The 25241-nt window shown below is 40.8% G+C and carries 23 protein-coding genes, 1 pseudogene and 1 riboswitch; of the genes and pseudogenes, 3 read left to right on the top strand and 21 right to left on the bottom strand.

Going from position 1 to position 25241, the window contains the following annotated elements; genetic code table 11:
• Positions 1–695: 695 nt before the first annotated feature.
• Entirely contained in the window at positions 696–1601 is a 906-nt protein-coding gene (locus ACTNB8_RS06495; protein ID WP_441053282.1) for a hypothetical protein, read from the bottom strand.
• 921 nt (positions 1602–2522) lie between these two features.
• Positions 2523–3002: an ABC transporter permease subunit gene (locus tag ACTNB8_RS06490; RefSeq protein WP_441053374.1), complete on the bottom strand. Its 480-nt coding sequence runs from the start codon at positions 3000–3002 to the stop codon at positions 2523–2525.
• 200 nt (positions 3003–3202) lie between these two features.
• On the opposite strand from ACTNB8_RS06490, the gene ACTNB8_RS06485 reads away from it, so the two are divergent.
• A complete protein-coding gene (locus tag ACTNB8_RS06485; RefSeq protein WP_441053280.1) occupies positions 3203–4084 on the top strand; it encodes a LysR family transcriptional regulator in 882 nt (293 codons plus the stop codon).
• 83 nt (positions 4085–4167) lie between these two features.
• Here the strand turns inward: ACTNB8_RS06485 and proC are convergent, their stop codons facing one another.
• The 4 genes from proC to ACTNB8_RS06465 form a co-directional block, all read right to left on the bottom strand.
• Complete coding sequence (gene proC / locus ACTNB8_RS06480; RefSeq protein WP_441053277.1) at positions 4168–4962, bottom strand: pyrroline-5-carboxylate reductase; 795 nt, start codon at positions 4960–4962, stop codon at positions 4168–4170.
• A gap of 160 nt (positions 4963–5122) precedes the next feature.
• On the bottom strand, positions 5123–6268 hold the full coding sequence (gene fucO, locus ACTNB8_RS06475; RefSeq protein ID WP_441053275.1) for a lactaldehyde reductase: 1146 nt from the start codon (positions 6266–6268) through the stop codon (positions 5123–5125).
• A gap of 225 nt (positions 6269–6493) precedes the next feature.
• Positions 6494–7081: a TetR/AcrR family transcriptional regulator C-terminal domain-containing protein gene (locus tag ACTNB8_RS06470; RefSeq protein ID WP_441053274.1), complete on the bottom strand. Its 588-nt coding sequence runs from the start codon at positions 7079–7081 to the stop codon at positions 6494–6496.
• A complete protein-coding gene (locus ACTNB8_RS06465; protein ID WP_441053271.1) occupies positions 7051–8844 on the bottom strand; it encodes an aminopeptidase P family protein in 1794 nt (597 codons plus the stop codon). The genes ACTNB8_RS06470 and ACTNB8_RS06465 overlap by 31 nt, the downstream gene beginning before the upstream one ends.
• A gap of 36 nt (positions 8845–8880) precedes the next feature.
• On the opposite strand from ACTNB8_RS06465, the gene ACTNB8_RS06460 reads away from it, so the two are divergent.
• Positions 8881–9945, top strand: a complete 1065-nt coding sequence (locus ACTNB8_RS06460) for a sigma 54-interacting transcriptional regulator (RefSeq protein ID WP_441053268.1) — start codon at positions 8881–8883, stop codon at positions 9943–9945.
• Between the two features lie 219 nt (positions 9946–10164).
• On the opposite strand, the gene ACTNB8_RS06455 is transcribed toward ACTNB8_RS06460, so the two are convergent.
• The 5 genes from ACTNB8_RS06455 to ACTNB8_RS06435 all read right to left on the bottom strand — a co-directional run bounded on the left by ACTNB8_RS06455 (position 10165) and on the right by ACTNB8_RS06435 (position 15967).
• Positions 10165–11850, bottom strand: coding sequence for a formate--tetrahydrofolate ligase (locus ACTNB8_RS06455; protein WP_441053266.1), 1686 nt, complete (start codon positions 11848–11850; stop codon positions 10165–10167).
• A gap of 105 nt (positions 11851–11955) precedes the next feature.
• A riboswitch (ZMP/ZTP riboswitch) is annotated at positions 11956–12039 on the bottom strand.
• A 213-nt stretch (positions 12040–12252) separates the two neighbouring features.
• A complete protein-coding gene (gene xylB, locus ACTNB8_RS06450; protein WP_441053264.1) occupies positions 12253–13710 on the bottom strand; it encodes a xylulokinase in 1458 nt (485 codons plus the stop codon).
• 37 nt (positions 13711–13747) lie between these two features.
• Positions 13748–14347, bottom strand: coding sequence for a DUF4867 family protein (locus tag ACTNB8_RS06445; RefSeq protein WP_441053262.1), 600 nt, complete (start codon positions 14345–14347; stop codon positions 13748–13750).
• 52 nt (positions 14348–14399) lie between these two features.
• The gene (locus ACTNB8_RS06440) at positions 14400–15221 is read right to left on the bottom strand and encodes an AraC family transcriptional regulator (protein ID WP_441053260.1); all 822 of its coding nucleotides are present in this window, start codon (positions 15219–15221) and stop codon (positions 14400–14402) included.
• Between the two features lie 95 nt (positions 15222–15316).
• Positions 15317–15967, bottom strand: coding sequence for a DUF4866 family protein (locus tag ACTNB8_RS06435; RefSeq protein ID WP_441053372.1), 651 nt, complete (start codon positions 15965–15967; stop codon positions 15317–15319).
• 99 nt (positions 15968–16066) lie between these two features.
• Between ACTNB8_RS06435 and ACTNB8_RS06430 the strand changes: the two genes are divergently transcribed.
• Positions 16067–16501, top strand: a complete 435-nt coding sequence (locus ACTNB8_RS06430; protein ID WP_441053370.1) for a GH32 C-terminal domain-containing protein — start codon at positions 16067–16069, stop codon at positions 16499–16501.
• A gap of 80 nt (positions 16502–16581) precedes the next feature.
• On the opposite strand, the gene ACTNB8_RS06425 is transcribed toward ACTNB8_RS06430, so the two are convergent.
• The 10 genes and pseudogenes from ACTNB8_RS06425 to ACTNB8_RS06380 form a co-directional block, all read right to left on the bottom strand.
• Positions 16582–17916, bottom strand: a complete 1335-nt coding sequence (locus ACTNB8_RS06425) for an amidohydrolase family protein (RefSeq protein ID WP_441053258.1) — start codon at positions 17914–17916, stop codon at positions 16582–16584.
• Between the two features lie 29 nt (positions 17917–17945).
• A complete protein-coding gene (locus ACTNB8_RS06420) occupies positions 17946–18407 on the bottom strand; it encodes a hypothetical protein (protein WP_441053256.1) in 462 nt (153 codons plus the stop codon).
• Positions 18408–19223 (bottom strand): DUF3100 domain-containing protein, encoded by an 816-nt coding sequence (locus ACTNB8_RS06415; RefSeq protein WP_441053254.1) that lies wholly within the window; start codon positions 19221–19223, stop codon positions 18408–18410. It abuts the gene before it with no gap.
• A gap of 138 nt (positions 19224–19361) precedes the next feature.
• Entirely contained in the window at positions 19362–20276 is a 915-nt protein-coding gene (locus ACTNB8_RS06410) for a LysR family transcriptional regulator (RefSeq protein WP_441053252.1), read from the bottom strand.
• Positions 20273–20596 (bottom strand): FadR/GntR family transcriptional regulator, encoded by a 324-nt coding sequence (locus ACTNB8_RS06405; protein ID WP_441053368.1) that lies wholly within the window; start codon positions 20594–20596, stop codon positions 20273–20275. Before ACTNB8_RS06405 ends, ACTNB8_RS06410 begins: the two co-directional genes overlap by 4 nt.
• The gene (locus ACTNB8_RS06400; RefSeq protein WP_441053250.1) at positions 20560–20973 is read right to left on the bottom strand and encodes a FadR/GntR family transcriptional regulator; all 414 of its coding nucleotides are present in this window, start codon (positions 20971–20973) and stop codon (positions 20560–20562) included. The genes ACTNB8_RS06405 and ACTNB8_RS06400 overlap by 37 nt, the downstream gene beginning before the upstream one ends.
• A gap of 314 nt (positions 20974–21287) precedes the next feature.
• Positions 21288–22300, bottom strand: a pseudogene (locus ACTNB8_RS06395) (IS1380 family transposase).
• Positions 22301–22514: 214 nt separating this feature from the next.
• A complete protein-coding gene (trpA, locus tag ACTNB8_RS06390; RefSeq protein WP_441053249.1) occupies positions 22515–23294 on the bottom strand; it encodes a tryptophan synthase subunit alpha in 780 nt (259 codons plus the stop codon).
• Complete coding sequence (gene trpB / locus ACTNB8_RS06385) at positions 23287–24471, bottom strand: tryptophan synthase subunit beta (protein ID WP_441053247.1); 1185 nt, start codon at positions 24469–24471, stop codon at positions 23287–23289. Before trpB ends, trpA begins: the two co-directional genes overlap by 8 nt.
• 17 nt (positions 24472–24488) lie before the next feature.
• Entirely contained in the window at positions 24489–25112 is a 624-nt protein-coding gene (locus ACTNB8_RS06380) for a phosphoribosylanthranilate isomerase (RefSeq protein ID WP_441053245.1), read from the bottom strand.
• Positions 25113–25241 lie beyond the last annotated feature (129 nt).

The following is a 25241-nucleotide window of genomic DNA, read 5'->3' as shown; positions in this document are numbered from 1 at the left end:
AGACGGCAAAAATACCTTGAAATTTAAGAAAATATGCTTTGTTTTATGATAGCATGTATTCTTTTTCGTTTCAAGGCATTTTATAATTCTTTAATTATCTTTAATTATCTTTATTTTTCTTTATTTTTCTTTATGATTGGATTCCTGTTACGCCTGTTTCAAATACTTAACAACAGTTTTCACGAATATTGCTGGCTTCCTGATTCGCTTCAGGCGCTTATTTGATGCCATTCGCCTGCAACTCGCCTAACGGCTCAGACAGCGGCTCGATGGCATCAGCTAACCTGAATCTCATCGACGGAATCTGCGCAGACATTCGCTCCAATCTGTTGTTCGTATTTTTTCAGGCTGTATATTCCCCTCTCACAAAATACGGTCGCTCCTGCGGCTCTGCCGCTACTCACTCTGTAAGGGGCGGTGCAGGTTGAAGAAAAAGTAAAACCAAAGAAAGAATTTCTGAGAGTATTCTCTGGTATGGCTCGCTTGAAGAACTTCGTCAAGGTTCTTAATGAACAGGTTTTTGCGTTGATACAGAAAACGGATTGTCTGAACCGCGAAGCGGTGAGTTTGACGTTTTCTGCATCGTTTTTAGCAAAGTTCTGTGAATTTCAGAACCTTAGAAGTGATGATTTGAGACATATCCAGAGAATATCTTCTCAGAAATTTAAATTATGAGAAAAAATTTTTCCCAACCATCACCGGGATTCCTTACTTATCCACTCCAGGATTTTTTGTTCCGATACGTTAAGTCCTTCTGCAATCCTAGACACAGGCAATCCCATTTTATGAAAAGAATTAGCTATTTCTTTTTTTGCGTTTATCTCACCTGCCTCAAATTCTGCTTTCCGTAATTTCTTTTCTTCCAGCTCTTTGTCATACTCAAATATACTCATTGCAATAACCCTCGCCTTATTCTTTCGAAGGAATTCTGCAAGGATTCCCTCCTGAATGCATTCATTTACTGCCTTTTCTACAGCTGAATCCAGTTCTATATCTTTTGCATAATTCCGTACTTTTGTTACATACTGTGCATATTCTCCCAAAATCTGGCATTGTTCCATCAGTTCTTTATTATGACCTTCATTAATATTAAACGTGATAACTTTCAGTTCCAGCCCTGGTTCATTCGGACAGTTCTCATATGCTTCTGAAAGATAATTCTCCCAACGTTCATCTTTCTTTTCTGTCCCATTATAAAAAACAATGAAATTTGGTGCAGGGATCTTCTGTATTTTTGATGCATACAAAGATTCCCGGTCCACCAGTTCCTGATACTCACTGGATATATAAAACAAGTCCCTCAGTGGCATATTTGCATTATAAGTTGACTGATGTTCATATAGAAATAATCCTGTATCAATAATAAATGCCAGATCGTTTTTTACTCCCATATAAATGGCATTCTCAAGTGTCACTATCTCCAGTTTTTCCGGATCGTCGTATGCAGTCCTGTTCATTGCATTATAAAGTGACAACAGGTTTCGTTTATCCGAAAATAACATTCTGAAGACTGTGTCTTTGTAATTTCGTTTTGCCCTCAAATTCACTTTCGTCATTTTCTTTTTCTTTGTAGTTACTTTACGGTTTTTTCTTTTTGCCATAGGCAGCACCTCCTGTTGTGCAGGAGTTATAGAGCATAATGTACTATTCTTTTCACCAGTCAGGCCTCCTGCTTTTACTTAATTAACGGATTTAAAAGCATGGATTTCTGAAATGTTTTTAGAATACCAGACGGCAAAAATGCCTTGAAATTTAAGAAAATATGCTTTGTTTTATGGTAGCATGTATTCTTTTTCGTTTCAAGACATTTTATAATTCTTTAATTATCTTTATTTTTCTTTATGATTGGATTCCTGTTACGCCGGTTTCAAATACTGAACAACAGTTTTCACGAATATTGCTGGCTTCCTGATTCGCTTCAGGCGCTTATTTGATGCCATTCGCCTGCAACTCGCCTGACGGCTCAGACAGCGGCTCGGTGGCATCAGCTAACCTGAATCTCATCGACGGAATCTGCGCAGACATTCGCTCCAATCTGTTGTTCGTATTTTTTCAGGCTGTATATTCCCCTCTCACAAAATACGGTCGCTCCTGCGGCTCTGCCGCTACTCACTCTGTAAGGGGCGGTGCAGGTTAGAGAAAAAGTAAAACCAAAGAAAGAATTTCTGAGAGTATTCTCTGGTATGGCTCGCTTGAAGAACTTCGTTAAGGTTCTTAATGAACAGGTTTTTGCGTTGATGCAGAAAACGGATTGTCTGAACCGCGAAGCGGTGAGTTTGACGTTTTCTGTATCGTTTTTAGCAAAGTTCTGTGAATTTCAGAACCTTAGAAGTGATGATTTGAGACATATCCAGAGAATATCTTCTCAGAAATTTAAATTATGAGCAAAAATTTTCCCCAAGTGCTGTGTTCACAGTCAGATAAAAATAAGCCTGAGGGATTTATCCATATAAACAGAATCCTCCCTGAATGCTATTCCAATTCAAATCTTTTCTGTAAATTTGTTATTTTAATCATCTGCATTACCCCCTGATTTTTCTTTCAACCTGCTTCTGCAGAATGATCAGAATTGATATAAGGACAACATAAAAAATAGCTCCTGTTGTATATGCTTGAATAGTTTTAAAACTAATTGCTGCATAATTCTGCATCGGTGTCAGGCCAAGAGAAAGTCCGGCTTCTTTCTGCCCCGGATCGATTCCTTCAAGTGATCCCCGGACAATCTCAGCAATAAAAGCTCCTGAGTTGATCGTGATAACAATGATACCGGCCGTATTACTGCTCAGATCGAATCCAGTCAGTTTCGGAATAACAAAATAAACATACAGAGCCTGCACAATCAGAGGAGTTGCACGTATGATCCATATATATACTCCCGCAATTCCTCTGGCAATTCTGCTTCTGGTTTGTAATGCAAAGCCTGTAATCTCTCCCAGCAGAGTTCCGAGAAGAATACCTGCAATAGCAACATATATAGTCACTTTGAGCCCCCGGAACAACATATGTAATTCTGTTTTATTATAGTTACTGTTTACTCCGTTCACAGCAACTTCTTATACCCTCTCATCAAAAATCAGATATTGCAAATGATATAAAAATCCGCTATAATAACAACAGCCAATGGAGGACTCACCTGTGTGTGTCCTCTTTTTTCATATGTGATACCTGACAATATTCACTCCACAAGAAGGGAGAATTCTATATGGATATCAGTAAATATGCGCTTTTTGCAGACGTTGCAGATACAGGAAATTTCACAAAAAGCGGTGAAAGAATGGGCTATACACAGCCTGGTGTCAGCCATATACTAAAGGCCATGGAGGCAGAATTTGGTTTTCCTCTCTTTGTACGCACGAAACAGGGCGTTGTCCCCACCCATAATGCAAAGGCGATCCTGCCACTGGTACGACAACTTCTTTCAGTAAACGAACAGCTGGAACAGACAATCAGTTCTCTGAACGGTCTTACCACAGGTCATCTGACTATAGCATCTTTTGCAAGCATCGGAAGAAGCTGGCTTCCTACAGTCATCCATTCCTATCAGCAGAGCTACCCTGGAATTGAAATTGAACTTCTGGAAGGCGGCACCGATGATATTGTGGGCTGGGTAGAAAACAGCCGGGCAGATTTTGGCCTTCTCAGCAAATGGAACGTTGATTCTCTTGAATGGATCCGACTCTACGAAGATCCCCTAATGGCAATTCTTCCAAAAGACATGGATATGAATGGAAGAAAATCTTTTCCAATCAAAGCTATGGCAGATAAACCTTTTGTCATTTCTGCTGAAGGTGTGGACTATGATATTCATCAGGTTCTGAAAGAAACAGGAATTGAACCTGATATCCGCTTTTCTTCCATGGATGACCACGTCGTTATTTCTATGGTTGCCAATAATCTCGGAATCAGTATTCTTCCCAATCTAGTTATCGGTAATGCCCGTGCACAGATCCAGGCACTCCCGCTTGATCCGGGATTCTCCAGAGAGCTTGGAATTGGCATACGTTCATTTTCAAGCCTTTCACCTGCTGCCCAGCAGTTTATCACTTTTATCCAGGATCAGGTCAGCACCTTTGAGAAAGCCTGAATTTATATTACAGTATCTTACCCAAAAAGGAGTCACTGCCTTTCACAGACAATGACTCCTTTTTTGATCTTAATAATTCTTTTTTATATTCCTCTTGATTTCTTTACGCATGCCGTCTGTGCTTCGATCACTGCACTTCTCAGTCCTTTTTCCTCCAGAATACGTACCGCCTGAATCGTTGTTCCGGCCGGTGAGCAGACCATGTCTTTCAGTTCTCCCGGATGTTTACCTGTTTCCAGCATCAGTTTTGCACTTCCAAGTACTGCCTGTGCCGCAAATTTATATGCCTGTGCTCTCGGCATTCCGTCAGCAACTGCTGCATCTGCCATTGCCTCAAGAAACATAAATACATATGCCGGTGAGCTTCCGGAAACTCCTGTCACAACATCCATCAGATTCTCCGGAATGATCTCTGTTTTGCCAAAGCTGTTGCAGAGTTTTACAGCAAGTTCTGTATCTTCATCTGTTACCAGACTATTTGCACAGAGACCCGTCATTCCCTCGCCTACCATTGCAGGTGTATTAGGCATTGTACGGACAATTTTTGTCTTTTCCCCAAGATGCTCAGCCAGCCATTTCAGAGTCTTGCCCGGTGCAATAGATATAAAGATCTGTTCCTGACGTACATGACTTTTTATCTCATCAAGAACACCTTCCAGAAACTGCGGCTTCACTGCAAGAAAAACAACATCGGCAAACTCAACAACCTGCACATTTGTATCTGCTTTGTGAATTCCAATTTCTTTTTCAATTTTTTCACGTGTCCTGTCGGATTTTGCAGAAGCGATCATATCATCATTTTTCACTTCACCGCATTTCAGAATTCCCTTCAGCATGGCAGTCGCCATATTTCCACAGCCAATAAAACCAATTTTCATAATAACTACCTCCTGATCTGCAAAACACTGATTATCTGTTTGTATTTATAATATAATAAACCTGTCAGAAAAAAAAGTAAAATGATTGGTTTTTATACAGAACATGACAGGAGAGAATCGTTACTGTTCACTCCGTTCACAGCAACTTGGTCAAAATCCATTACATAATCTTGCGGAACAGATCTTTCAGATCTTCTACGCTTGCATCTTTCGGATTTCCCGGTGCGCAGGCATCTGCATGTGCGGATTCTGCCAGGAACTGCAGATCCTCTTCTTTGATAGCTTCCAGTTTTGTCGGAATTCCAACATCGACAGAAAGCTTTCTGACAGCATCAATTGCTGCTTTTCTGTACTCTTCCTGAGTCATGGAATCTACATCTTTTACACCCATTGCACGTGCGATCTCACGATATTTTTCACCGGTACATTCCTGGTTGTATTCCATGACGATCGGAAGCATCATAGCGCAGGCAACACCATGTGGTGTATCATATACAGCACCTAAGGTATGAGCCATGGAATGTGCAATTCCAAGACCAACATTGGAGAATCCCATTCCTGCAATATACTGTCCAAGAGCCATTCCCTCACGGCCTTCTTTTGTGTTTTCTACTGCACCGCGAAGAGATTTGGAAATCAGCTCGATTGCTTTCAGATGGAACATATCTGTCATTTCCCATGCAGCTTTTGTTGTATAACCTTCAATTGCATGAGTCAGGGCATCCATACCTGTGGAAGCAGTCAGTCCTTTTGGCATGGAGGACATCATTTCCGGATCAACAACTGCAATGATCGGCATGTCATGTGGATCAACACATACAAATTTACGTTTTTTCTCTACATCTGTGATTACGTAGTTGATCGTTACTTCAGCTGCTGTACCTGCAGTTGTAGGAACCGCAATGATCGGCACACATGGTTTCTTTGTAGGAGCCACACCTTCCAGACTTCTTACATCTTCAAACTCAGGGTTTGCAATGATAATACCGATTGCTTTTGCTGTATCCATAGAAGAACCGCCGCCGATAGCAATGATATAATCTGCACCGGATTTTTTGAATGCAGCCACACCATTCTGTACATTCTGGATGGTCGGGTTTGCTTTGATATCAGAATAGATTTCATATTCAAGACCTTCTTTTTCAAGAATGTCTGTTACTTTACTTGTTACGTTGAATTTGATCAGATCAGGATCAGAACATACAAATGCTTTTTTGAATGCATGAGCTTTTGCTTCATTTGCGATTTCTGCGATTGCACCTGCTCCATGATAAGATGTTCCATTTAAATTAATTCTGTTTGCCATGATTATTACATCCCTTTCTTGACCTTTCGGCCTTCTGTTTGTCATTATATTAACAATATTCAGATAAAAAATAAAGTTACAGAAACTGTCAAGTGTAACATTCTCTGTAACTTTATAAATTAGTTCCAAATTTATATATTTAAATTCGGTAATAATGCCAAAACCCTGATTTTATTTTTACATAACATATCTAATTTCCCTTTGTATACAGTGAATTTGGAATAATCAGCTCAGGATTTCCAGTTCCGTAAATAATTCTGTAAGTTTTCCTGGCATGCCGTCTACCAACATAGATGCCAGTTCTTCCGGTGTACATGTAACTTCTCCTGTCACCCATTTTACAGTCATATAAATGGAACTCTGACAGTACATTTCCAGCATATAATGAATATTTTCCTCCGGAACTTTGCCAGTTTTTTCACAGATAAGATTTTCATAAAAAGCAAGTATCAGTTCAAAATCATGCTGCCTAAGTGAATTCTGATCATCATAACGGAATGATGCAGAAAAAAAAGTCTGTTCTTCCTGAATGTAAGTAAATTTTTTTACAAGGGCATCATAAACTGTTTTTCCCTGTCCCATGTGTTCAAAAGATTTTACAAGAAGTTTATCAAAATACCAATTGATCAGATCATATTTATCCAGAAAATTGCGGTAAAAAGTCTGTCTGGTAAGTCCGCAGTTTTCTGTGATCTGTTTCACAGTAATATTTTCCACGGAAGTTGATTTCATACATTCTTTCATGGATCTTGCAAGCCGGTATTTTGTTTTTTCACCTCTTTTTATATTTTCCGGGTAGCTCTCTTCAACCATTTTTTTTCTTCCTCGCTTAAATATGGTGATATATTTCTGTACACTTTTTCATGGTATACATTAAGCAGACCCCGCTCCCGCTCTGTCATCTGCGCAGGATCAATTCCATCAAGATCAAAGGGCACCATCGTCAGTTCCTCAAAACACATAAACTGGCCGAAAGAAGTCCTTTCTGCTTTTTTGCAGAGTAGCAGATTTTCATGGCGGATTCCGAATTCATTTTCCAGATAATATCCTGGTTCATCAGAAGTTATCATTCCTTCTTCAAATACTGGTGCCGGACTTCCCGGAAGATTTTTCCACCTGAAACTGTTCGGTCCTTCATGAACATTCAGAAGGTATCCCACACCATGCCCCGTACCATGATTGTAATCTTCGCCAAGCTCCCATAGCGGCCCCCTTGCCAGATAATCAAGGTTCAGACCTGTACATCCATATTTAAATTTCGCTGCTGCCAGATTCAGATTTCCCCGGAGAACTGCTGTAAAATATTTCTTTTCCTTCTCGCTCACAGGTCCCAGCACAACCGTTCTTGTAATATCTGTGGTTCCTTCCAGATAATGTCCGCCAGTATCTGCAAGCACCATTCCTTTTGCTTCCAGCGGAATATCTGTCTCTTCTGTGGCACTGTAATGAACGATTGCCGCATGGATTCCATAAGCAATGATCGGATCAAAACTGTCTCCCAGGAAATTCGCCTGCTCACTTCGAAACTGATAAAGTTTCTCTGCTGCGCTCAGTTCCGTGATTCTTTCTTCACCAACTTTCGTCTTCATCCAGTGGATAAATTTCGTAACTGCCACACCGTCTTTTATATGTGCGATCCGTTCATTTTCCATCTCGACAGGATTCTTGACGGCCTTTGCCAGAAGAGTCGGATTCGGCCTGTCCAAAATCGTAACGTTTTCTGGAATGCAGCTCACCAGACGACTGTTGACACACTTCTCTGATATGAGAACATTTTGTTCTTTATTGATTTTCTGTGCATACGCATACACTTCATTATAAGGATAAATTCTCACACTGTCCGCTTCCAGATTCCTGCGTACTTTCTCCTGAAAAGCCTTTTCGTTGGCAAAAAGCTTAATCTCTTTTTCTGTCATTATGAGATATGAAAGTACCACCGGACAACAATGGATATCATTGCCTCGTATATTAAGAAGCCACGCAATATCATCGAGAGAAGTCAGGATAAAAATATCTGCCCCCTCTTCTTTCATCTGTTGACGGATTCTGGCGATTTTGGAAGCTCTGGTCTCTCCTGCCCACTTCACCTCCAGTTCCATAACCGGTTCACAGGAAAGTTCCGGACGATCTTCCCAGATTTCACCAATAAGATCTTTCTCTACAGAAAAGTGGATATTTTTTCCTTTCAGAAGATTCTTAAGTTCCTCTGCTTCACTTTCGCTGACCGTGCGTCCGTCAAATCCCAGACACATGTCATTTTTCAGATTGTTTTTCAGAAACTCATGTATTGTTGGAACTCCCGGTTCTCCCATTTTAAAAAGTTCAATACTGCTTCCTTTCAGCTGGTCAGCTGCCTGTATAAAATATCTTCCATCTGTCCACAGGCCTGCCATGTCCTTCATGATCACAGCCGTTCCTGCCGAGCCTGTAAATCCTGTGATATATTTTCTGCACTTAAAATAATCTCCCACATATTCCGAACCATGGAAGTCATCCGTCGGAACAAGATATGCATCAATATTTTTTTCTTTCATTAATTCACGAAGAGTTTTCAGCCGTTCTTTTACTGTTGTCATTTCTAAAGCCTCCTGTCCTCCTGGCTGCAATCCATTATGTTTACAGCAGCCTTCCAAATCACCTCTGAATCTCATGTTAATCAGAAAAAAAATATTTGTCAACCTGAAAACAGTGTAAAAAAACCATTACCTCAGCACTATAACCAGAAACCACTGCGCCCACAGACCACTTTTCAGAATCTGGTCAGCAAATCTGCCATCATGCAGACTACCATACATCAGGCCCGCATTCTTTCGCTTTCTTCTTCACCGCTCCTTATTTACGGTGAAAAAGGTACTGAATGTGAAAAACTTGCCGAATGTATTCATAATGAAAGTCCACGCAGCAATGCTCCATTTGTCCATATCAACTGCAAAAGCTACTCTGCAGAAAAACAGCGTGACCTTCTCCTTGGTTATCTCAGTAGCAAAGATAAAAAAGACATATCTCTGAGTCCCTTTTCCATGTCAGATAAAGGTACTCTGCTACTGGAAAATATTGATTCACTTTCACCTGAGAATCAGGAATTTCTGAATTATTATATTTCCACAGGCAGTATCATTGATGAATATTCCAACCGTATATTTATTTACGATATCCGCATTATTGCAACTGCAGAAACTGATCTTTTTGGACTTGTACAGGATGGAAATTTTTCACGGGAACTGTACTTTAAGCTTGTCAGTCTGTCACTTTATGTACCGCCGCTCCGTCTGCGAAAAGAAGATCTTGTTGTCTATATCCGAGATTATATCAAGCACTTTTCCTCCATACATTCAAGACTCAATACCATATCAAAAGAGGCAGAAAACATGCTTCTCTCGCAGCCCTGGTATGGAAATCTGCCTGCAGTTTCGTCCTTCTGCGAACGCCTGATTCTGTTTGCTCCACACAAGATCATCGGAAAAACCTACACCAAAGAACAGCTTACACTGGTCTTCTCACACAGAACAGCCACTGTCCCTGATATAACCTCAACTGATTACAACTTACACGGAGAAGCAGAACAAATATCAGAACTCCTGGATAAATACCGCGGAAATAAAACAAAAGTGGCAGAACAACTGAAAATCAGCCGTTCCACCCTCTGGAGAAAAATGCAGAAATATAATCTGACGTAAAAAACTTCTATCAATTTTGAGACAAAAAATCAAGCCACAAACCTCTGTTCCTAGGTTCGTGGCCTGATTTCATTTTGTCATTCAATTCTTGCACTTTTAATACCCTACCACTAAACCTGTTTTTGCGTGGCCCGGTGGGGAGTGCGAGGGGAGAACGGCCTTCGCAACTGTGAGTGCCCTCCCCTCGCAAAGTTTTTTGTTTTTCTTTTTTATAAAAAATCAGAAGAGACCTGTTATACGTCCTGTCTCATCGACATCAATTCTTTCTGCTGCCGGTACTTTAGGAAGTCCTGGCATGGTCATGATCTCGCCTGTCAGGGCTACGATGAAGCCTGCTCCTGCGGAGATCTTCAAGTTACGTACTGTAACTTCGAAGTCTGTCGGTGCGCCCAGTTTGGTCTGGTCATCTGTTAAGCTGTACTGTGTCTTTGCAACGCAGATCGGGCAGTTGCCGAATCCCATAGCTTCCAGCTGTTTTGCCTGTTTCTGTGCGTTTGCTGTAAGTACAACTTTCTTGCCGCCATAGATCTTCTGAACGATCTGGTTCAGTTTATCTTCGATGGAGCCTTCCAGTTCGTAGGAATATGTGAAGTCATTTGGTTCTTCACAGAGACGGATCACTTCTTCTGCAAGTTTGATTCCGCCTTCGCCGCCTTTTGCCCATACTTCGGAAAGTGCTACGTTTACGCCGAGCTCTTTACATTTTGCTTCTACAAAGTCAAGCTCTGCCTTTGTATCTGTCGGGAATGCATTGATTGCAACAACGCATGGAAGTTTGTAAACATTTTTGATGTTGCTTACATGTTTCAGAAGGTTCGGGATACCTTTTTCCAGTGCTTCCAGGTTTTCGTTGTTCAGATCAGCCTTCGGCACACCGCCGTTGTATTTCAGTGCACGTACAGTTGCTACGATAACAACTGCGTTCGGGTGCAGCCCTGCCATACGGCATTTGATGTCGAGGAATTTCTCAGCACCGAGGTCAGCACCGAATCCTGCTTCTGTGATTGCATAGTCTGCAAGTTTCATGGCCATTTTTGTTGCTGTTACGGAGTTACATCCGTGAGCGATGTTTGCGAATGGTCCGCCGTGAACGATTGCCGGTACATGCTCCAGTGTCTGAACAAGGTTTGGTTTCAGGGCATCTTTCAGAAGTGCTGTCATAGCGCCTTCTGCATGAAGGTCACCAGCTGTTACCGGTTTCTGCTCTGCAACTTTTCCGTATGTATATCCGATGATGATCCTGGAAAGTCTTTCTTTCAGATCTTTGATGTCGCTTGCCAGGCAGAGAACTGCCATGATCTCGGATGCAACTGTGATGTCATATCCGTCTTCACGCGGCATTCCGTTTGTCTTTCCGCCAAGTCCGTCTACTACATTACGAAGCTGACGGTCATTCATATCCACGCATCTTCTCCATGTGATCTTACGTGGGTCGATGTTCAGTGCGTTGCCCTGGAAGATATGGTTGTCGATCATTGCTGCAAGAAGGTTGTTTGCTGCTCCGATCGCATGGAAGTCACCTGTGAAATGAAGGTTGATGTCTTCCATTGGAACTACCTGTGCATATCCGCCGCCTGCTGCGCCGCCCTTAACACCGAATACCGGTCCGAGGGATGGCTCACGAAGAGCAACCATAACGTTCTTGCCGAGTTTCTGCATACCATCTGCGAGACCTACTGTTGTGGTTGTTTTTCCCTCACCTGCCGGTGTCGGGTTGATAGCTGTTACCAGGATCAGTTTGCCGTCTTTTTTTTCTGTTTCTTTCAGAAGGTTGTAATCGATCTTTGCTTTGTATTTTCCGTACTGCTCCAGGTATTTGTCATCAATACCTGCTTTTGCTGCGATTTCTGTAATCGGCTGCATTGTGCACTCCTGTGCAATTTCGATGTCACTTTTGAATCCCATAAGTTTAGTCTCCTTTCTTGTAGACACCTGACCGACGATCATAATAATCCCTCATTTTTTATGATCTTTAATGATTTAAAAAAGGGCAGTATCTGATATGTTCTCAAATACTGCCCAGACGGTCGGCTCTTGCAAATCTCTGATTCCCATGTGGTGATTTCCACTGCTCCGCCAGTAGTCAGAGATTTCTTTAACTTGTTGAGAAAATACTATCATAAAACATAGTGTCTTGTCAAGAAAATATCAATGTTTTTCTTAATTTCTTGCAATTTGCAAAAGAAACATATTTGTTTTTTATTTAATATGCATAATATTTTATTACAAAACAAATTATAGCTGACATTTTCCACTTCTGGTCATGTTCTTTTTTTAACAAAATATCTAAAGATTTAACATCCTTTGTCAAAACAGTGGTTTCAGCGTCGGATATAACTTCCTGAACTTCTGATATTTTTCTTCATATTTAGCAACCAGTTCTTCTTCCGGCTCCACAGTATCTACTACATGCGCCATTTTCTTTCCGATTGTCTCAACGTCCGGATATACTCCACAGCCTACAGCAGCCAGCATAGCGCCTCCCAGAGACGGTCCCTCTTCCACTTCCGGAACATCTACTTTCAGATTCATTACATTTGCAATGATCTTCTTCCAGAGAGGGCTCTTTGCTCCGCCTCCGCAGATTTTGGTACGCTCAATCTTTATTCCAAGGCTTCTTGCCACCTCGAGGGAATCACGGAGTCCGAATGCAACACCTTCCAGAACCGCCTGCGTCATATCTGCCCTTGTTGTGTCCATGGACATACCGAAGAATACGCCTCTTGCATCAGGATTGTTATGCGGGGATCTTTCTCCCATCAGATACGGAAGGAAAAAAACACTGTTCTCTCCCAATGTTTTTATCGGCGCCTGTTCTGCTGCAAAATCCCCTGTCCGGAGAATTTCTTCTGCCCACCATTTATTACAGGAAGCAGCACTTAACATACAGCCCATAAAATGATAGCTTCCATCTGCATGGCAGAAAGAATGAAGTGCATTATTTTCATCTACTCCGAATTTCTTACTGGATATAAAGATAGTGCCTGAAGTTCCAAGAGAAATATTGCACTGTCCGTCGCCGACAGTTCCTGTTCCAACTGCAGCTGCCGCATTATCACCGGCACCTGCCACTACTTTCACCTCTTTCGAAAATCCAAGTTCTTCCGCGATCTCCGGTTTCAGATTTCCGACTACTTCCCAGCTTTCATAAAGCCTTGGAAGCTGCTCTTCTTTTACATCACAGATTTCCATCATTTCTTTGGACCAGCAGCGTTTTTTTACATTGAGAAGCAGCATGCCGGATGCATCGGATACATCTGTACAGAAAGATCCTGAAAGTCTGTATGCCAGATAATCTTTTGGCAACATGATCTTTGCGATCTCTGCAAATTTCTCCGGCTCATTTTTCTTCATCCACAGAATCTTCGGTGCCGTGAATCCTGCAAATGCAATATTTGCCGTATACCGGGATAATTTTTCTTTGCCGATCTCATTATTCAGATATTCTGTTTCCTTCTGGGAACGTCCGTCATTCCAGAGAATTGCAGGGCGGATCACCTTATCATCTTTATCCAGGGTAACCAGACCGTGCATCTGCCCGCCAAATCCAATTCCGGCAACCTGCGAACGGTCGATTCCTTCTGTCAGTTCCCTCATTCCTTCCATGCTCTGGCTGAACCAGTCTTCCGGATTCTGTTCTGACCAGCCTGGATGGGGAAAGAAAAGAGGATATTCTTTTGATACAATATTACAGATTTTTCCTGATTCCTGCATCAGAAGAAGTTTCACTGCTGATGTTCCAAGATCTACTCCAATAAAATACATATTTTTCCCCATTTCTTTTGATGTACCTGCACAAATTTCAGGAATATGCAAGACTCTTTGCAATATCAACAGTCACTTCCTCATGACCGATCAGCCATTTGTTCTTAGCTGTAAGAAATTTGTCTTCTCCTTCAGAATCCTTCTCAAAGGTAAGCTTTGTATTCGTTCCTCTTGGAAGAACCACAACACACTGAAAGCCACTTTCTTTTACATGACACGGTGCATAATGAAGTGTCGTTGCATATACTTCTATGGCAGTTCCTGCAGGAACAAGGAATGCTTCTACTTTAGAAGTGTCATATGTAAAATCCCGCTCAACATCCTGCTGATGTCCGAGTAGCAGTACAAGATCTGTTACTGCAACATTGATTTCTGAACTGCGATGGTATTCCAGTCCGTTCAATTTTTTATTATGTCCGTTGCAGTATCCGATTTCAATCGGAAGACCGCCATATCCTTTATTCTGCAATTCTTTTGCTACTGGCAGAGCTTCCATTTCTTCTACAGAAGGAACATAGGTCACATCTTCCGGCACCGGAGTATGTTTCATTTCTTTAAGCAGTTCTGCAAAATCATACCCCTCCAGTACTTTTCCATATCTGCGAAATGAATCGTCTGCTACATTCTGAATCTTCACCTGAAGTAACCTCCTTTATTTTTGATAAATCCATCATAGCACAGACAATCTTTTATTTAATTTTCCGTTTAAGTTCACTTGGAAGAATTCCGTATCTTTTCTGAAATTCCCTTGAAAATGCTCTGTTACTGCTGAAGCCATTGTCCAATGCTATCTGACTGATGGTTTTATCCGTATTCAGAAGCTCCCTGTATGCATAAGTCATCCGAATATCCTGCAGATATGTCTTAAAATTGACATTTGCATATTTCTGAAACATTCTTGAAAGATAAGCATCTGAATATCCGAACATAGAAGCCACTTCTGTAAGTTTCAGTTCTTCCTGATAATGTTCACGCATATATGCGGTAATTCTTGACAGTGCATCAAGTCTTCTGCTGTGCCGTACTTCCTGTTCACCGACCTCACTGATACGGTATTCATTGACCAGCATATATAAGACATCGTAATAAAAAGATCGGATTTTAAATTCATATCCGGTTCCTCTTTTTATATAAAGCCGGTACATCTCACAAATCAGTTTACCCAGTTTTTTATCTGTTTCCGGTATTGTTCCAGAAAATCTGATGAATCTGTGAGCTGTAAAATAATCCTCAAACTGTTTCAGAGGAATCTGCAATACAGCAGTCTGATTTTCTTCCGGTGAATCAATGGAATGTACCTCATTTGAATTAATGATCATCAGCTCTCCTGCTTTCAGCGGATGCTCTTCTTCATTCAGGTAAAACACAAGGGAACCTTCCATTACTGCGAAAATTTCCACTGACGTATGCCAGTGTTTTTCTCTGACATAATTTCCCTGACTTCCTTCAAACAGAAAGAATTTAAATGGCAGTCCTTCATCAGGTATTACAAGTTCATGCTGAAATTCCATGACATTCCTCCAGTCATACGTAAATTTTATAATTACTATTATTGTAACGAACTGTAATACAAATAACAATCATTTTATATCTGAAAGCACCGTTTCTACATCTTTGTTTTGTCTATTATTGCATTCCGGCATTCGGATCCGATTTCTACCGCTTCTTCAATTTTTTTATCCATTTCATGTTCAAAATGAGTGAAAGGAAGAAAGATACCAAGCTTACTTGTATGTCGTTCCTGCCCGTTCTCATTCATCACTCCATAGTACATCATGGCTCTAGGAAGCCGTTGCTGCAGCCGCATCAGATATTCCCATACAATCGTATATACCGATGTATCCTGTACTGTTTTTTCTACATAATCCGGAAGTTCAAACACCAGAAGTATACCTGTATATTCGCCGGTTTTTACGGTTTCTATCTGACCGGTTCCATCATATCCATGTTTTTCACGAAACCCTTCGGCCATATACATTCTATACTCAGAAGGCCGTGCCATCAGTTCATATATATGCTGGAATTTCCTGTATCTCTTTTCCAGGATAAGTGGAATCTTTTTCTCAAGGAATCTTCCCTCTTCATCTGTAAGAAGTATCGGATTCTGAACTCCCTTATCGTTAGATCGCACAGGAATAAGAAATGAATTTCTCAGAAGATCGAACATACTGTTATCACATACAGCCATCAAAAGAGCTGACAGGTCTTTATTTTCATATGCCCTGAACAATGCTGATGCAAATACATTTCCAGGTATATCAGAGCCTGCTTCATCGCCATCTTCCGCAGCCGGGATGCTTTCAAATCAGGTTAAAGTTTTTGAGAGTTAGCCAACTCTGTTAAGGATGATTTCGTAATCGATACACCAACTAAGAGCTCAGAAGTAGTTATTGGAAGAAATACCGGTGACATTTTCAAATTTGAAGCAGATGTGGAGTTTTCTGAAGGCACAAGAACATTTGGCGTGAGATTTTATGAAGATGAGGACAAAGCAGAATCTTATCAGTCTGTATTTAATGTTACAGAGAACCGTTATGTATTCGAGAAAAAACCGAACTGGCCATGGCCTGCAAATCAGAACATCGGACTGGAAAGACCGCTTGATCTGATTCCGGGAAAGAAATATAACATTCGTATGATCGTGGATGATACAATTGCTACCATTTATGTTGACGGTGTGGCTTTGAATGCACGTGCATACAAGAGACCGGGAGAAAGCTTATCCCTGTTTGCTTCTGAGGGAAGCCTGAAGGTTACCAACTGCAAGGTAACTACCTGGCTGAAGAAATGATTCAGTAAATAGAAAAGAGCCTGATGGAAATCTCCCATTCCATCAGGCTCTAATAAATTTTGAAATAATTACCTGTTTTTTTAGTAAGCTCTCTTTATGATTTCATTCATATGCTGTGTAGCTTCAAAACGAATTCGCTCTTCATCTAAAGTAAGTACTTCACGGTTTTTCATAACAAGCTTTCCGTTGATGATTGAATCCATTACGTCATGTCCATTTGCAGCATCCACGATGGTGTTTACAAGATTCTGAGTTGGTGTAATATGTGGCTGCTCAATGTTTACAAGAATCAAATCTGCTTTCTTTCCTTCTTCTACAGATCCCAGAATATCACCATGTCCGATTGCATTTGCTCCACCTTGAGAAGCCATTTTCAAAAGTGTAGGACAGGTCATGACGACCGGATTAAAAGAAGGAAGTCCCCAATAGGCCATCATAGAATAACGCAGAACTTTCATTTCATCAAAAATATCCAGATTAGAAGGAGCTGCTCCATCACAGCCTAAACCAACACTTGCACCAGATTCGAGAATCTGAGGAGCTTTCGGGAATCCATGATTTGACAGATTGGCTCTTGGACAATGGATCATTTTTACACCTCGTTCTGCCATCAACGCAATATCATGGTCAGACAGCATAACATTGTGTGCGGTCAGAAGATTTGGTCCAAGAATTCCCATTTCATCTAAAAATTCAGCAGGACGTTTTTGATAATTTTGCAGGCAAAAGCTGACTTCATCTTTATGTTCGCATAAATGTGCATGAATACCTGTATGAAGTTCTTTGGCATAATCACCTACCATGGCAATGAGCTCTCTGGAACAGGTCATCACCTGACGAATAGCAAACCAGATATCCACACGTCCATCGCCAGCTCCCTGATAGTTCTTATACAGCTCTTTTGTATGCTCCATAGCTTCATCAGCAGTTTCTTTCATTGCACCTGTAATTGCATTACCCATATCCATTGTGGATTTTGCTATTGCTGCCCTCATACCGGATTCAATAACGGCATCAGCCACACGTTCCATATGTACACCGCCGGAATCAGCAAAAGCAGTGGTTCCATTTTTGATCATTTCCAGACATGCTAATTGTCCACTGACGTAAGAATCTTCCGGGAGAAGATTGCTTTCAAAAGGAACCAGAAAACGAGTCCATACCATAGGGTATTCATCGGCAACACGACCTCTTAGCAGCTGCTGACAGGTATGAGTATGACCGTCTATCAGACCTGGCATAACAAGCTTGCCTTTTCCATCAAGTGTTTCCGTGGCAGTACTATCAGCAAATTCATCTGCTGAACCGATTTTTTTAATCCAAGAGTCTTTGATTCCTACTGAACAGGTGGATGAAATACTCATATCAGGATTCAAAACCTGGCAGTTTTTGATTAAAATGTCATAATTTTCCATAATCTACCTCATTTTATTTCATATGATTGTTAAATGGCTCCTGTCATTTTCAAAACAACGTCTGCAACAAGCGCTGAGAATATAAAGGTTCCGGTAATTACAAATAAAGTGATCAATACCAGTTTCCATCCCATTTTTACAAACTCTTTTAAATCTTTTCCGAGAGAAATACCAGCAAATGCACCCAGTGCAGTAGCAGGAGCTAAAAATGCAACAGGAGTTGTTGTTTCAATTACGATATCTTTTACCGGTGAAACAGGGCATGCAAGAAGCAGTCCAAGAAGGGACACGTACATCATGGATGGAAGCTTGACAAAACGGCTCATAAAATTACTTATAGTAAGACCAACGAGAGAAATGGCACTCAGTAAAAGAACACCAATAATAGAATCTCTTACGGGCATTTTATAGCCAATTATATTTGTAAGTATTACAATAACAGATACCATAAGAAGCAGTCCCAGCTGCTGTACGAAGTATTTTCTGACCATTTATTTAACCTCCTGATTTTTTTTGCGTCCGATTTTTGGCTCTAAAAATGCATATAATTTTTTGGCAAGAGGAAGACCTACGAAAGTGCCCATGTAAATTCCGGTAATACCGGTCAGCATATCACTGGCACCGCCCATGATCATAATATTTTCAGCCTGCTGTGGGTATATTTCTCCTAATGTTCCGGCTGCAGCGGTCATCATGGATCCACTTCCTACTCCACTGGCCATACCAAGGGCGATAGGATCGAAAATATTCCAGGAAGCTACAACGCTTGCAAGAATACTGATAAATACAGTTCCGATTACAGAACCTACGATATAAACGGCAAAAGTTCCTTTTGTTTCTGGAGCATCTGGTCCAAAAATGTCGGTAGTTAATCCAAGGTTTGAATCACGGTTAATTGAGTAACATGCACCAATAGCTTCCTTTTTTAAACCAAGAAATAATGCAAGCGGCATAGATAAGAGGATTGTTCCAAGATTTCCGAATTCCTGAAGAAGCAATGCAGGGCCGACTGAAACCAGTTTCGCAAGGTTTGCACCGGAAGAAATGCCCATTTTTGCCATAAAAGGTGCCAAAACCACAAGAACCAGGCTTCCGCCTATTTTACATTCATCACTTTTGAATAATTTAAAAAGGTCCGGTCCTAAAAGTCCTCCGAATATGACGGCAAATACCATTGGAAACAGAGTAAGTGTACCAATGCCAACGTTGAGTTTGAGTGTTCCAATCAAATCGCAGATTGCGGAAATGACCAGAGCGGCAAGGTAAATTTTCCAGTACTTTTTAATGACAATCTTTAGTTTTTCCATATAAGAAACTCCTTCCTTTTTTTCTGCACAGGTGCGCAGTAATTTATGTAGTAAGTATAGCATAAGAGGTAATTTCTGCGAACATAACAAAAAGCGATGGGAAGCCATCGCTTTTTTCGTTATATCAAGAAAGGTATTTTACAGAGAAATCGCCTCGTTCTGCATTAAAAGTTCTACAAACTGGCTGGCTGTATCAGAAAGAATATGTTTTTGCCGGAAAATCCAGCCTATTTCAAGGCGGACTCCGTTTTTGACAGGAAGAGAAATAATGTCACTGTAATGATCGTCAAAAGATCTGTAGCCGCTTCCAATAGCAAATCCATGGCAATAACGCATAGCAGAATAAGATGCAGCCCGGTCGGAAACATGGATTATTTTTTTTACCTGATAATTAGGAATGATAAAATCGGTATAAGCAGGATTGGTGTCAGGTGAACGATCATAAGAAATAAAAGGGTATTGTATTATTTCTTCAATATTAATTTCTGTGTTATTGGCAAGTGGATGATTTTTGCACAGGTAAGCGTGAGCTGTCTGATAAACAATGTGATTAAAAATAATACCACGATTTCTTAAGTCCTGAATCATCTGTCCCTTGCTGTGTTCTGTGAAAAAAATAATTCCCAAATCGTCAAGTCCCCGTTCTACACGATCCAGTACTTCAGATGTACGGCATTCATAAAAGCCGCAGTGATAAGAACCATAGTTTTCATTTAATCTGTTGATGACCGAAACAAAAGAGGCCATGCCACAAATATGATGCTGGGCAGAAACAGACAAACCTAAAGGCCGTTTTGGAGAACCATTAAATTTTTCATCCAGATAGTCAAGACGGCTTAAAATTCCCTTAAATTCAATCAAAAGTTCCTCGCCGCTTCTGGTTAGATGCACACCTGTGCTTTCTCTTATAAATGCAGTAATTCCATATGTATTTTCTATTTCCTTAACAGCGCTGGAAATACTTGACTGAGCTGTAAACAGGCGTTTAGCTGCTTCGCTGATAGAGCCGGACTCAGCTACAGTGATAAAATATTTTATTTGCTGTAATGTCATGTGAAATCTCCTTTTCCTATCATCTGAATCCGCTTACGGTTATAAACCAGATGCAGATACATGGCATCCTGTGCGCGGAGCGGGTCATGTGCGGCAATGGCATCCGCAATCTCACGGTGGATCTCGATGGTTTCTTCCAGCAGTGTTCCTCTGGTGGTGTCTACAAACAGAGGAATCGAGCTGTTGATCACAGGAACCAGTCTTGGAACTACAACGTTTTTGCTCCTCAAGGCAATGGATGCATGAAAATCTATATCTTTTTGTGTATGGTCTTCATGTTTCCTTAATAAGTCTTCAACTTCATCGCAAAGTGTGGTGATTTTTTTATGTCTTTTTTATCGGTGCGTGTGGCTGCTATTGCAGCAATAGGGAGCTCAAGGAGAAAGCGCACTTCCAGAAGGTCAGTGATCAGCTTTTGCTTATTGCTGATAAAGGTAAAGCCCAGCGGGTCATCCACCATTCCGGGGGAAGATGAGATATAGGTATCAGAACCTTGTCGGATCGTAACAATATTTCGGGATGCGAGAAGCTTCATGGCTTCCCGGACAGAGCTCCTTCCTGCATTCAGACGCTCAGAAAGAATGGTTTCATTCGGTAATTTATCTCCTGGCTGTAAATTTTCTTCTAAAATAAGTGCAATAATGTCCTCTGATATTTTTGGTGGAAGGCTTTTTTCTTCTGATAACAAATTCATCATATGATTTGCTCCGTTTTTGATAGTTATAATTCTTGCTTTTTATGATAAGTTTTTTTTGATTCAATGTCAAAATGACAAAATATACAAAAACAGATATATAAAGATATATAATTTTAGATAAAATTTCAGTATTGCATTTTTAGTGAATTGAACCTGAATTATTCATGGAGCAATTTCTAACCTAAAACTTGCACCATGAATTGAAAAAATGATCCATGCAGCCATAACTTCTCTCAATTCGTCAGAAAAAGGGCATAAAATCCCTATGACGAGTTTTGGGCAATTATCAGGCTGTCAAGGTTCATTGACAGTTGCTATTCCAGCTGTACATTCAGCTTACCTATTGCAGAAAGGGTGTCATAAAACTCTTCTTTATATGGACAGCTGCTACACAGCTTGAATGTGATATATCTTGCTGAATGAACTACTTTTGTAGCAATCTTCAGCAGTTTTAAACGGACGGTATCAATGCGTTGTTTCCGCATTTTTGCTGATAATACCAATCGTCTAAACCAATTAAATATGTTGTAGGCAAGAACATGTACCTGGACTCTGTTTGCATTTACGATTCTGTTGTGACTACTCACCGCAGAAAAATCAAAACCAGATTTGCTTTCTTTGATGAAGTTTTCCATCAGACCTCTTTTGCAGTAAAATTTGATGAGATATTCCGGTGAGGAATCCATATTTGTGACGATAAAGGTATACATGTAAACCATTTGGTTTTCTGGCTTCTCAACCTTGCACACAACGCGTCTTTCATAAGGCCATGGACCAGCTTTGTACATGAATTCACCGTAAACCACAGCGTAGTCTACCTTGTTATTTTGAGTCCGACTGGTAAGTGCATCTGCAAGAAACGACGCTTTTTCACGGAGAATCTTGTTTTCCTTCAGCCGGATAACATAGTTTGTTCCGTTTCCTCACACTGCTGATAATGGAAGTTGAATGCCCTGCCTTCCTGTTTGCCGTATGCTACGAGGAGCGTGGAATCCAGATCCAGGATCACTGCCTGAGGCATCTGGATGCTGTAGAGCCTTTTTTTAAGTATCCGGCTGATCTCCTGGAACTGCTTTAAAGTGTCTTCATCCATGCGGTTAAAGAATCTTGATACTGTTGGCTGAGATGCTAATGCGGATTTTCCAAGTACAGCTTTAAAAACAGGATCATTGGTCTTAAATAAATGGTTTAAAAGCCATTCAATGCCAAGTTTGCTTACGAACTCTTTGATAAGGAGTAAGCCTGCATCGGAGGATAAGTTGCCTCCATCAAAATTTATTTTAATTTGCCTATTGCTTTGAAATGAAAAGGTGTTTACAATACTCATAAAGGGTTCCTTTGTTGGTATTTATTTTGATTAGACACCTTAATTTTACCACAAATGGATGCTCTTTTTTTATTCACTTAACAAGTGAAAAGCAATATGTAATTAAAATATAGTAACTATGTGGCTTTCAGCCACAATCACGGCTTTGCCGTGAATAATTCAGGATCATTTATATTTAATATAAAACCGGCTGCTGTCTTACTGTCCCGGTATTTCAATCCTGCCGTATGGCATCTTTCATGGCTTTCACATAATCTTTTATGTACGGTACACAGTCTTTTCCATGACTCTCACAAAGTTTGACAATTGCTGATCCGACTATGACGCCATCTGCCTGAGCAGCCATTTTTCTGGCCTGTTCCGGCGTGGAAATACCAAATCCTACTGCACACGGAATGTCCTTCTGTGCTTTTACAAGCTTTACCATAGCTCCTATGTCTGTAGTAATCTGACTTCTCATTCCTGTCACTCCAAGAGAAGAAACACAGTAAACAAAGCCTTCGGCTTCTTTTGCTATCATGGAAGTTCTTTCGTGAGAGGTCGGTGCGATCAGCGAGATCAGATCCATTCCATACTTATCTGTAATTTTTGCAAACTCTTCTTTTTCTTCAAATGGAACGTCCGGAAGAATAAGTCCGTCCATCCCCACTTCTGCTGCACGTTTGCAGAAGCGCTCTGTTCCATAGGAAAATACAACATTCGCATAGGTCATAAATACCATTGGAATGTCGGTATTTCTGCAAATTTTTTCCACCATTTCAAATACTTTATCCGTAGTTACCCCGCCTGACAAAGCTCTTAAGTTTGCCCCCTGGATCACTGGTCCTTCTGCTGTCGGATCAGAAAATGGAATTCCAAGTTCAATCAGATCTGCACCTGCTTCCACCATTGCATAAACGATTTTTTCTGTCACTTCCAGAGATGGATCTCCGCAGGTAACAAATGGGATAAATGCTTTTCCTTTTGTAAATGCCTCTGTAATCCTCTTATTCATGGATATCCTCCCCTCTGTAACGTGCGATTGCCGCACAGTCCTTGTCACCACGTCCTGAAATCGTGATAACAACTGTCTGGTCCTTACTCATCTGAGGTACGATCTTTCTTGCATATGCAACTGCATGGGCACTCTCGATTGCTGGAATAATACCCTCGATCCTTGACAGATATTCAAAAGCATCTACTGCTTCATCATCTGTAACCGGTACATATTCCGCACGTCCAATGTCATAAAGGTGTGCATGTTCCGGACCAACACCAGGGTAATCCAGACCTGCTGAAATAGAATAAACCGGTGCAATCTGACCATATTCATCCTGGCAGAAATAAGATTTCATTCCATGGAAAATACCAAGTTTTCCAGTTGCAATAGTGGCCGCTGTTTCTGCTGTATTTACACCACGGCCTGCGGCTTCACAACCAATAAGTCGAACCCCTTCATCTTCAATAAAATTATAAAAAGTTCCAATGGCATTAGAACCACCACCTACACATGCTAGGACTGCATCTGGTAATTTACCTTCCTTTTCCAGCATCTGTTCTTTGATCTCTTTTGAAATAACAGCCTGGAAATCGCGGACAATAGTCGGGAAAGGATGGGGGCCCATAACAGATCCCAACACATAATGCGTATCAGAAATACGATTTGTCCATTCCCTCATTGTTTCAGAAACAGCATCTTTAAGAGTTGCCGTGCCGGAAGTAACTGCATGTACTTTTGCTCCCAAAAGACGCATTTTATACACATTCAGTGCCTGTCTTTCTGTATCTTCTTTTCCCATAAAGACTTCACATTCCATACCCATAAGCGCTGCCGCCGTAGCAGTTGCAACACCGTGCTGCCCTGCTCCTGTTTCTGCAATTACACGTGTCTTTCCCATCTTTTTTGCCAGGAGAACCTGTCCAAGAACATTGTTGATCTTGTGTGCGCCTGTATGATTCAGGTCCTCGCGTTTCAGATAAACTTTTGCTCCTCCAAGGTCTTTTGTCATATGCTCTGCATAATATAATAATGATGGTCTTCCCGCATAATTGTTCAGAAGATCTGTCAGTTCTCTGTTAAATTCGGGATCATTTTTATAATGATTATAGGCTTCTTCCAGTTCCAGAACTGCATTCATCAGTGTTTCCGGAATGTACTGCCCTCCATGTATTCCAAATCTGCCCTTTGACATTTATTTTTCCTCCTCTGTCATTTGTTTTGTCTTACGATATCCACAACCCGCCGTATTTTTTCAGGATTTTTCCACCTGTCTGTCTCTACACTGCTACTCAGATCCACTGCATATGGATGTATTTCCTGAATTGCTCTTTCCAGATTATCCGGTCCGATTCCTCCTGCCAGAAAGAAAGGACGGTTCATTTCCCGTATCAGTGTCCAGTCAAAAGCCTGTCCTGTACCACCACTTCCCTGATCCAGAAGAATATAGTCTGCACTGCTTTTGACCGCTTTTTTTATGTCATCTTCTGACTTTACAGAAAATGCTTTTATCAGCGGTTTTCTTGTCAGTTTCCGTAATCTTCGTATATAATCTTCATCTTCCTGCCCGTGAAGCTGCGCCATTCCGATAATGCCTTCGTTCAGAAGCTGTGCTGGAAGCTCTTCAGGCGCATTTACAAAAACTCCCACCGCTGTGATATTTTTATCAAGTTTTGCAGTCAGTTCATTCAGTTCTTCAGCTGTAACACTGCGGAAACTCTTTGGAAAATTCACAATAAAACCTGCATAATCCGGTCTACAATAATTGACCGTTTCTATATCTTCCAATCGTCTGAGGCCACATATTTTTATCTTTACAGATGATGTTTTTTTCATTTTAAAGGAGCTCCATTTTGATATGTACCCCTTTTACTGGACATCCAGTGAAAGGGGTATTTTTATGCGTTATACTTACGAATTTAAGAAAAAAGCTGTTGAATTGTATCGCCAAGGAAAATGGATTGA

It is taken from the genome of Blautia sp. HCP28S3_G10 (assembly GCF_052065235.1).
In the GTDB taxonomy this organism is placed as follows: domain Bacteria; phylum Bacillota; class Clostridia; order Lachnospirales; family Lachnospiraceae; genus Blautia_A.
This window is presented reverse-complemented; position numbering and strand designations above follow the sequence as displayed.

Coding starts and splice junctions, on each gene's coding strand:
- ACTNB8_RS06495 (WP_441053282.1), bottom strand. CDS start 1,601: ATGGCAAAAAGAAAAAACCGTAAAGTAACTACAAAGAAAAAGAAAATG.
- ACTNB8_RS06490 (WP_441053374.1), bottom strand. CDS start 3,002: ATGTTGTTCCGGGGGCTCAAAGTGACTATATATGTTGCTATTGCAGGT.
- ACTNB8_RS06485 (WP_441053280.1), top strand. CDS start 3,203: ATGGATATCAGTAAATATGCGCTTTTTGCAGACGTTGCAGATACAGGA.
- proC (WP_441053277.1), bottom strand. CDS start 4,962: ATGAAAATTGGTTTTATTGGCTGTGGAAATATGGCGACTGCCATGCTG.
- fucO (WP_441053275.1), bottom strand. CDS start 6,268: ATGGCAAACAGAATTAATTTAAATGGAACATCTTATCATGGAGCAGGT.
- ACTNB8_RS06470 (WP_441053274.1), bottom strand. CDS start 7,081: ATGGTTGAAGAGAGCTACCCGGAAAATATAAAAAGAGGTGAAAAAACA.
- ACTNB8_RS06465 (WP_441053271.1), bottom strand. CDS start 8,844: ATGACAACAGTAAAAGAACGGCTGAAAACTCTTCGTGAATTAATGAAA.
- ACTNB8_RS06460 (WP_441053268.1), top strand. CDS start 8,881: ATGTTTACAGCAGCCTTCCAAATCACCTCTGAATCTCATGTTAATCAG.
- ACTNB8_RS06455 (WP_441053266.1), bottom strand. CDS start 11,850: ATGGGATTCAAAAGTGACATCGAAATTGCACAGGAGTGCACAATGCAG.
- xylB (WP_441053264.1), bottom strand. CDS start 13,710: ATGTATTTTATTGGAGTAGATCTTGGAACATCAGCAGTGAAACTTCTT.
- ACTNB8_RS06440 (WP_441053260.1), bottom strand. CDS start 15,221: ATGGAATTTCAGCATGAACTTGTAATACCTGATGAAGGACTGCCATTT.
- ACTNB8_RS06425 (WP_441053258.1), bottom strand. CDS start 17,916: ATGGAAAATTATGACATTTTAATCAAAAACTGCCAGGTTTTGAATCCT.
- ACTNB8_RS06420 (WP_441053256.1), bottom strand. CDS start 18,407: ATGGTCAGAAAATACTTCGTACAGCAGCTGGGACTGCTTCTTATGGTA.
- ACTNB8_RS06415 (WP_441053254.1), bottom strand. CDS start 19,223: ATGGAAAAACTAAAGATTGTCATTAAAAAGTACTGGAAAATTTACCTT.
- ACTNB8_RS06410 (WP_441053252.1), bottom strand. CDS start 20,276: ATGACATTACAGCAAATAAAATATTTTATCACTGTAGCTGAGTCCGGC.
- ACTNB8_RS06400 (WP_441053250.1), bottom strand. CDS start 20,973: ATGATGAATTTGTTATCAGAAGAAAAAAGCCTTCCACCAAAAATATCA.
- trpA (WP_441053249.1), bottom strand. CDS start 23,294: ATGAATAAGAGGATTACAGAGGCATTTACAAAAGGAAAAGCATTTATC.
- trpB (WP_441053247.1), bottom strand. CDS start 24,471: ATGTCAAAGGGCAGATTTGGAATACATGGAGGGCAGTACATTCCGGAA.
- ACTNB8_RS06380 (WP_441053245.1), bottom strand. CDS start 25,112: ATGAAAAAAACATCATCTGTAAAGATAAAAATATGTGGCCTCAGACGA.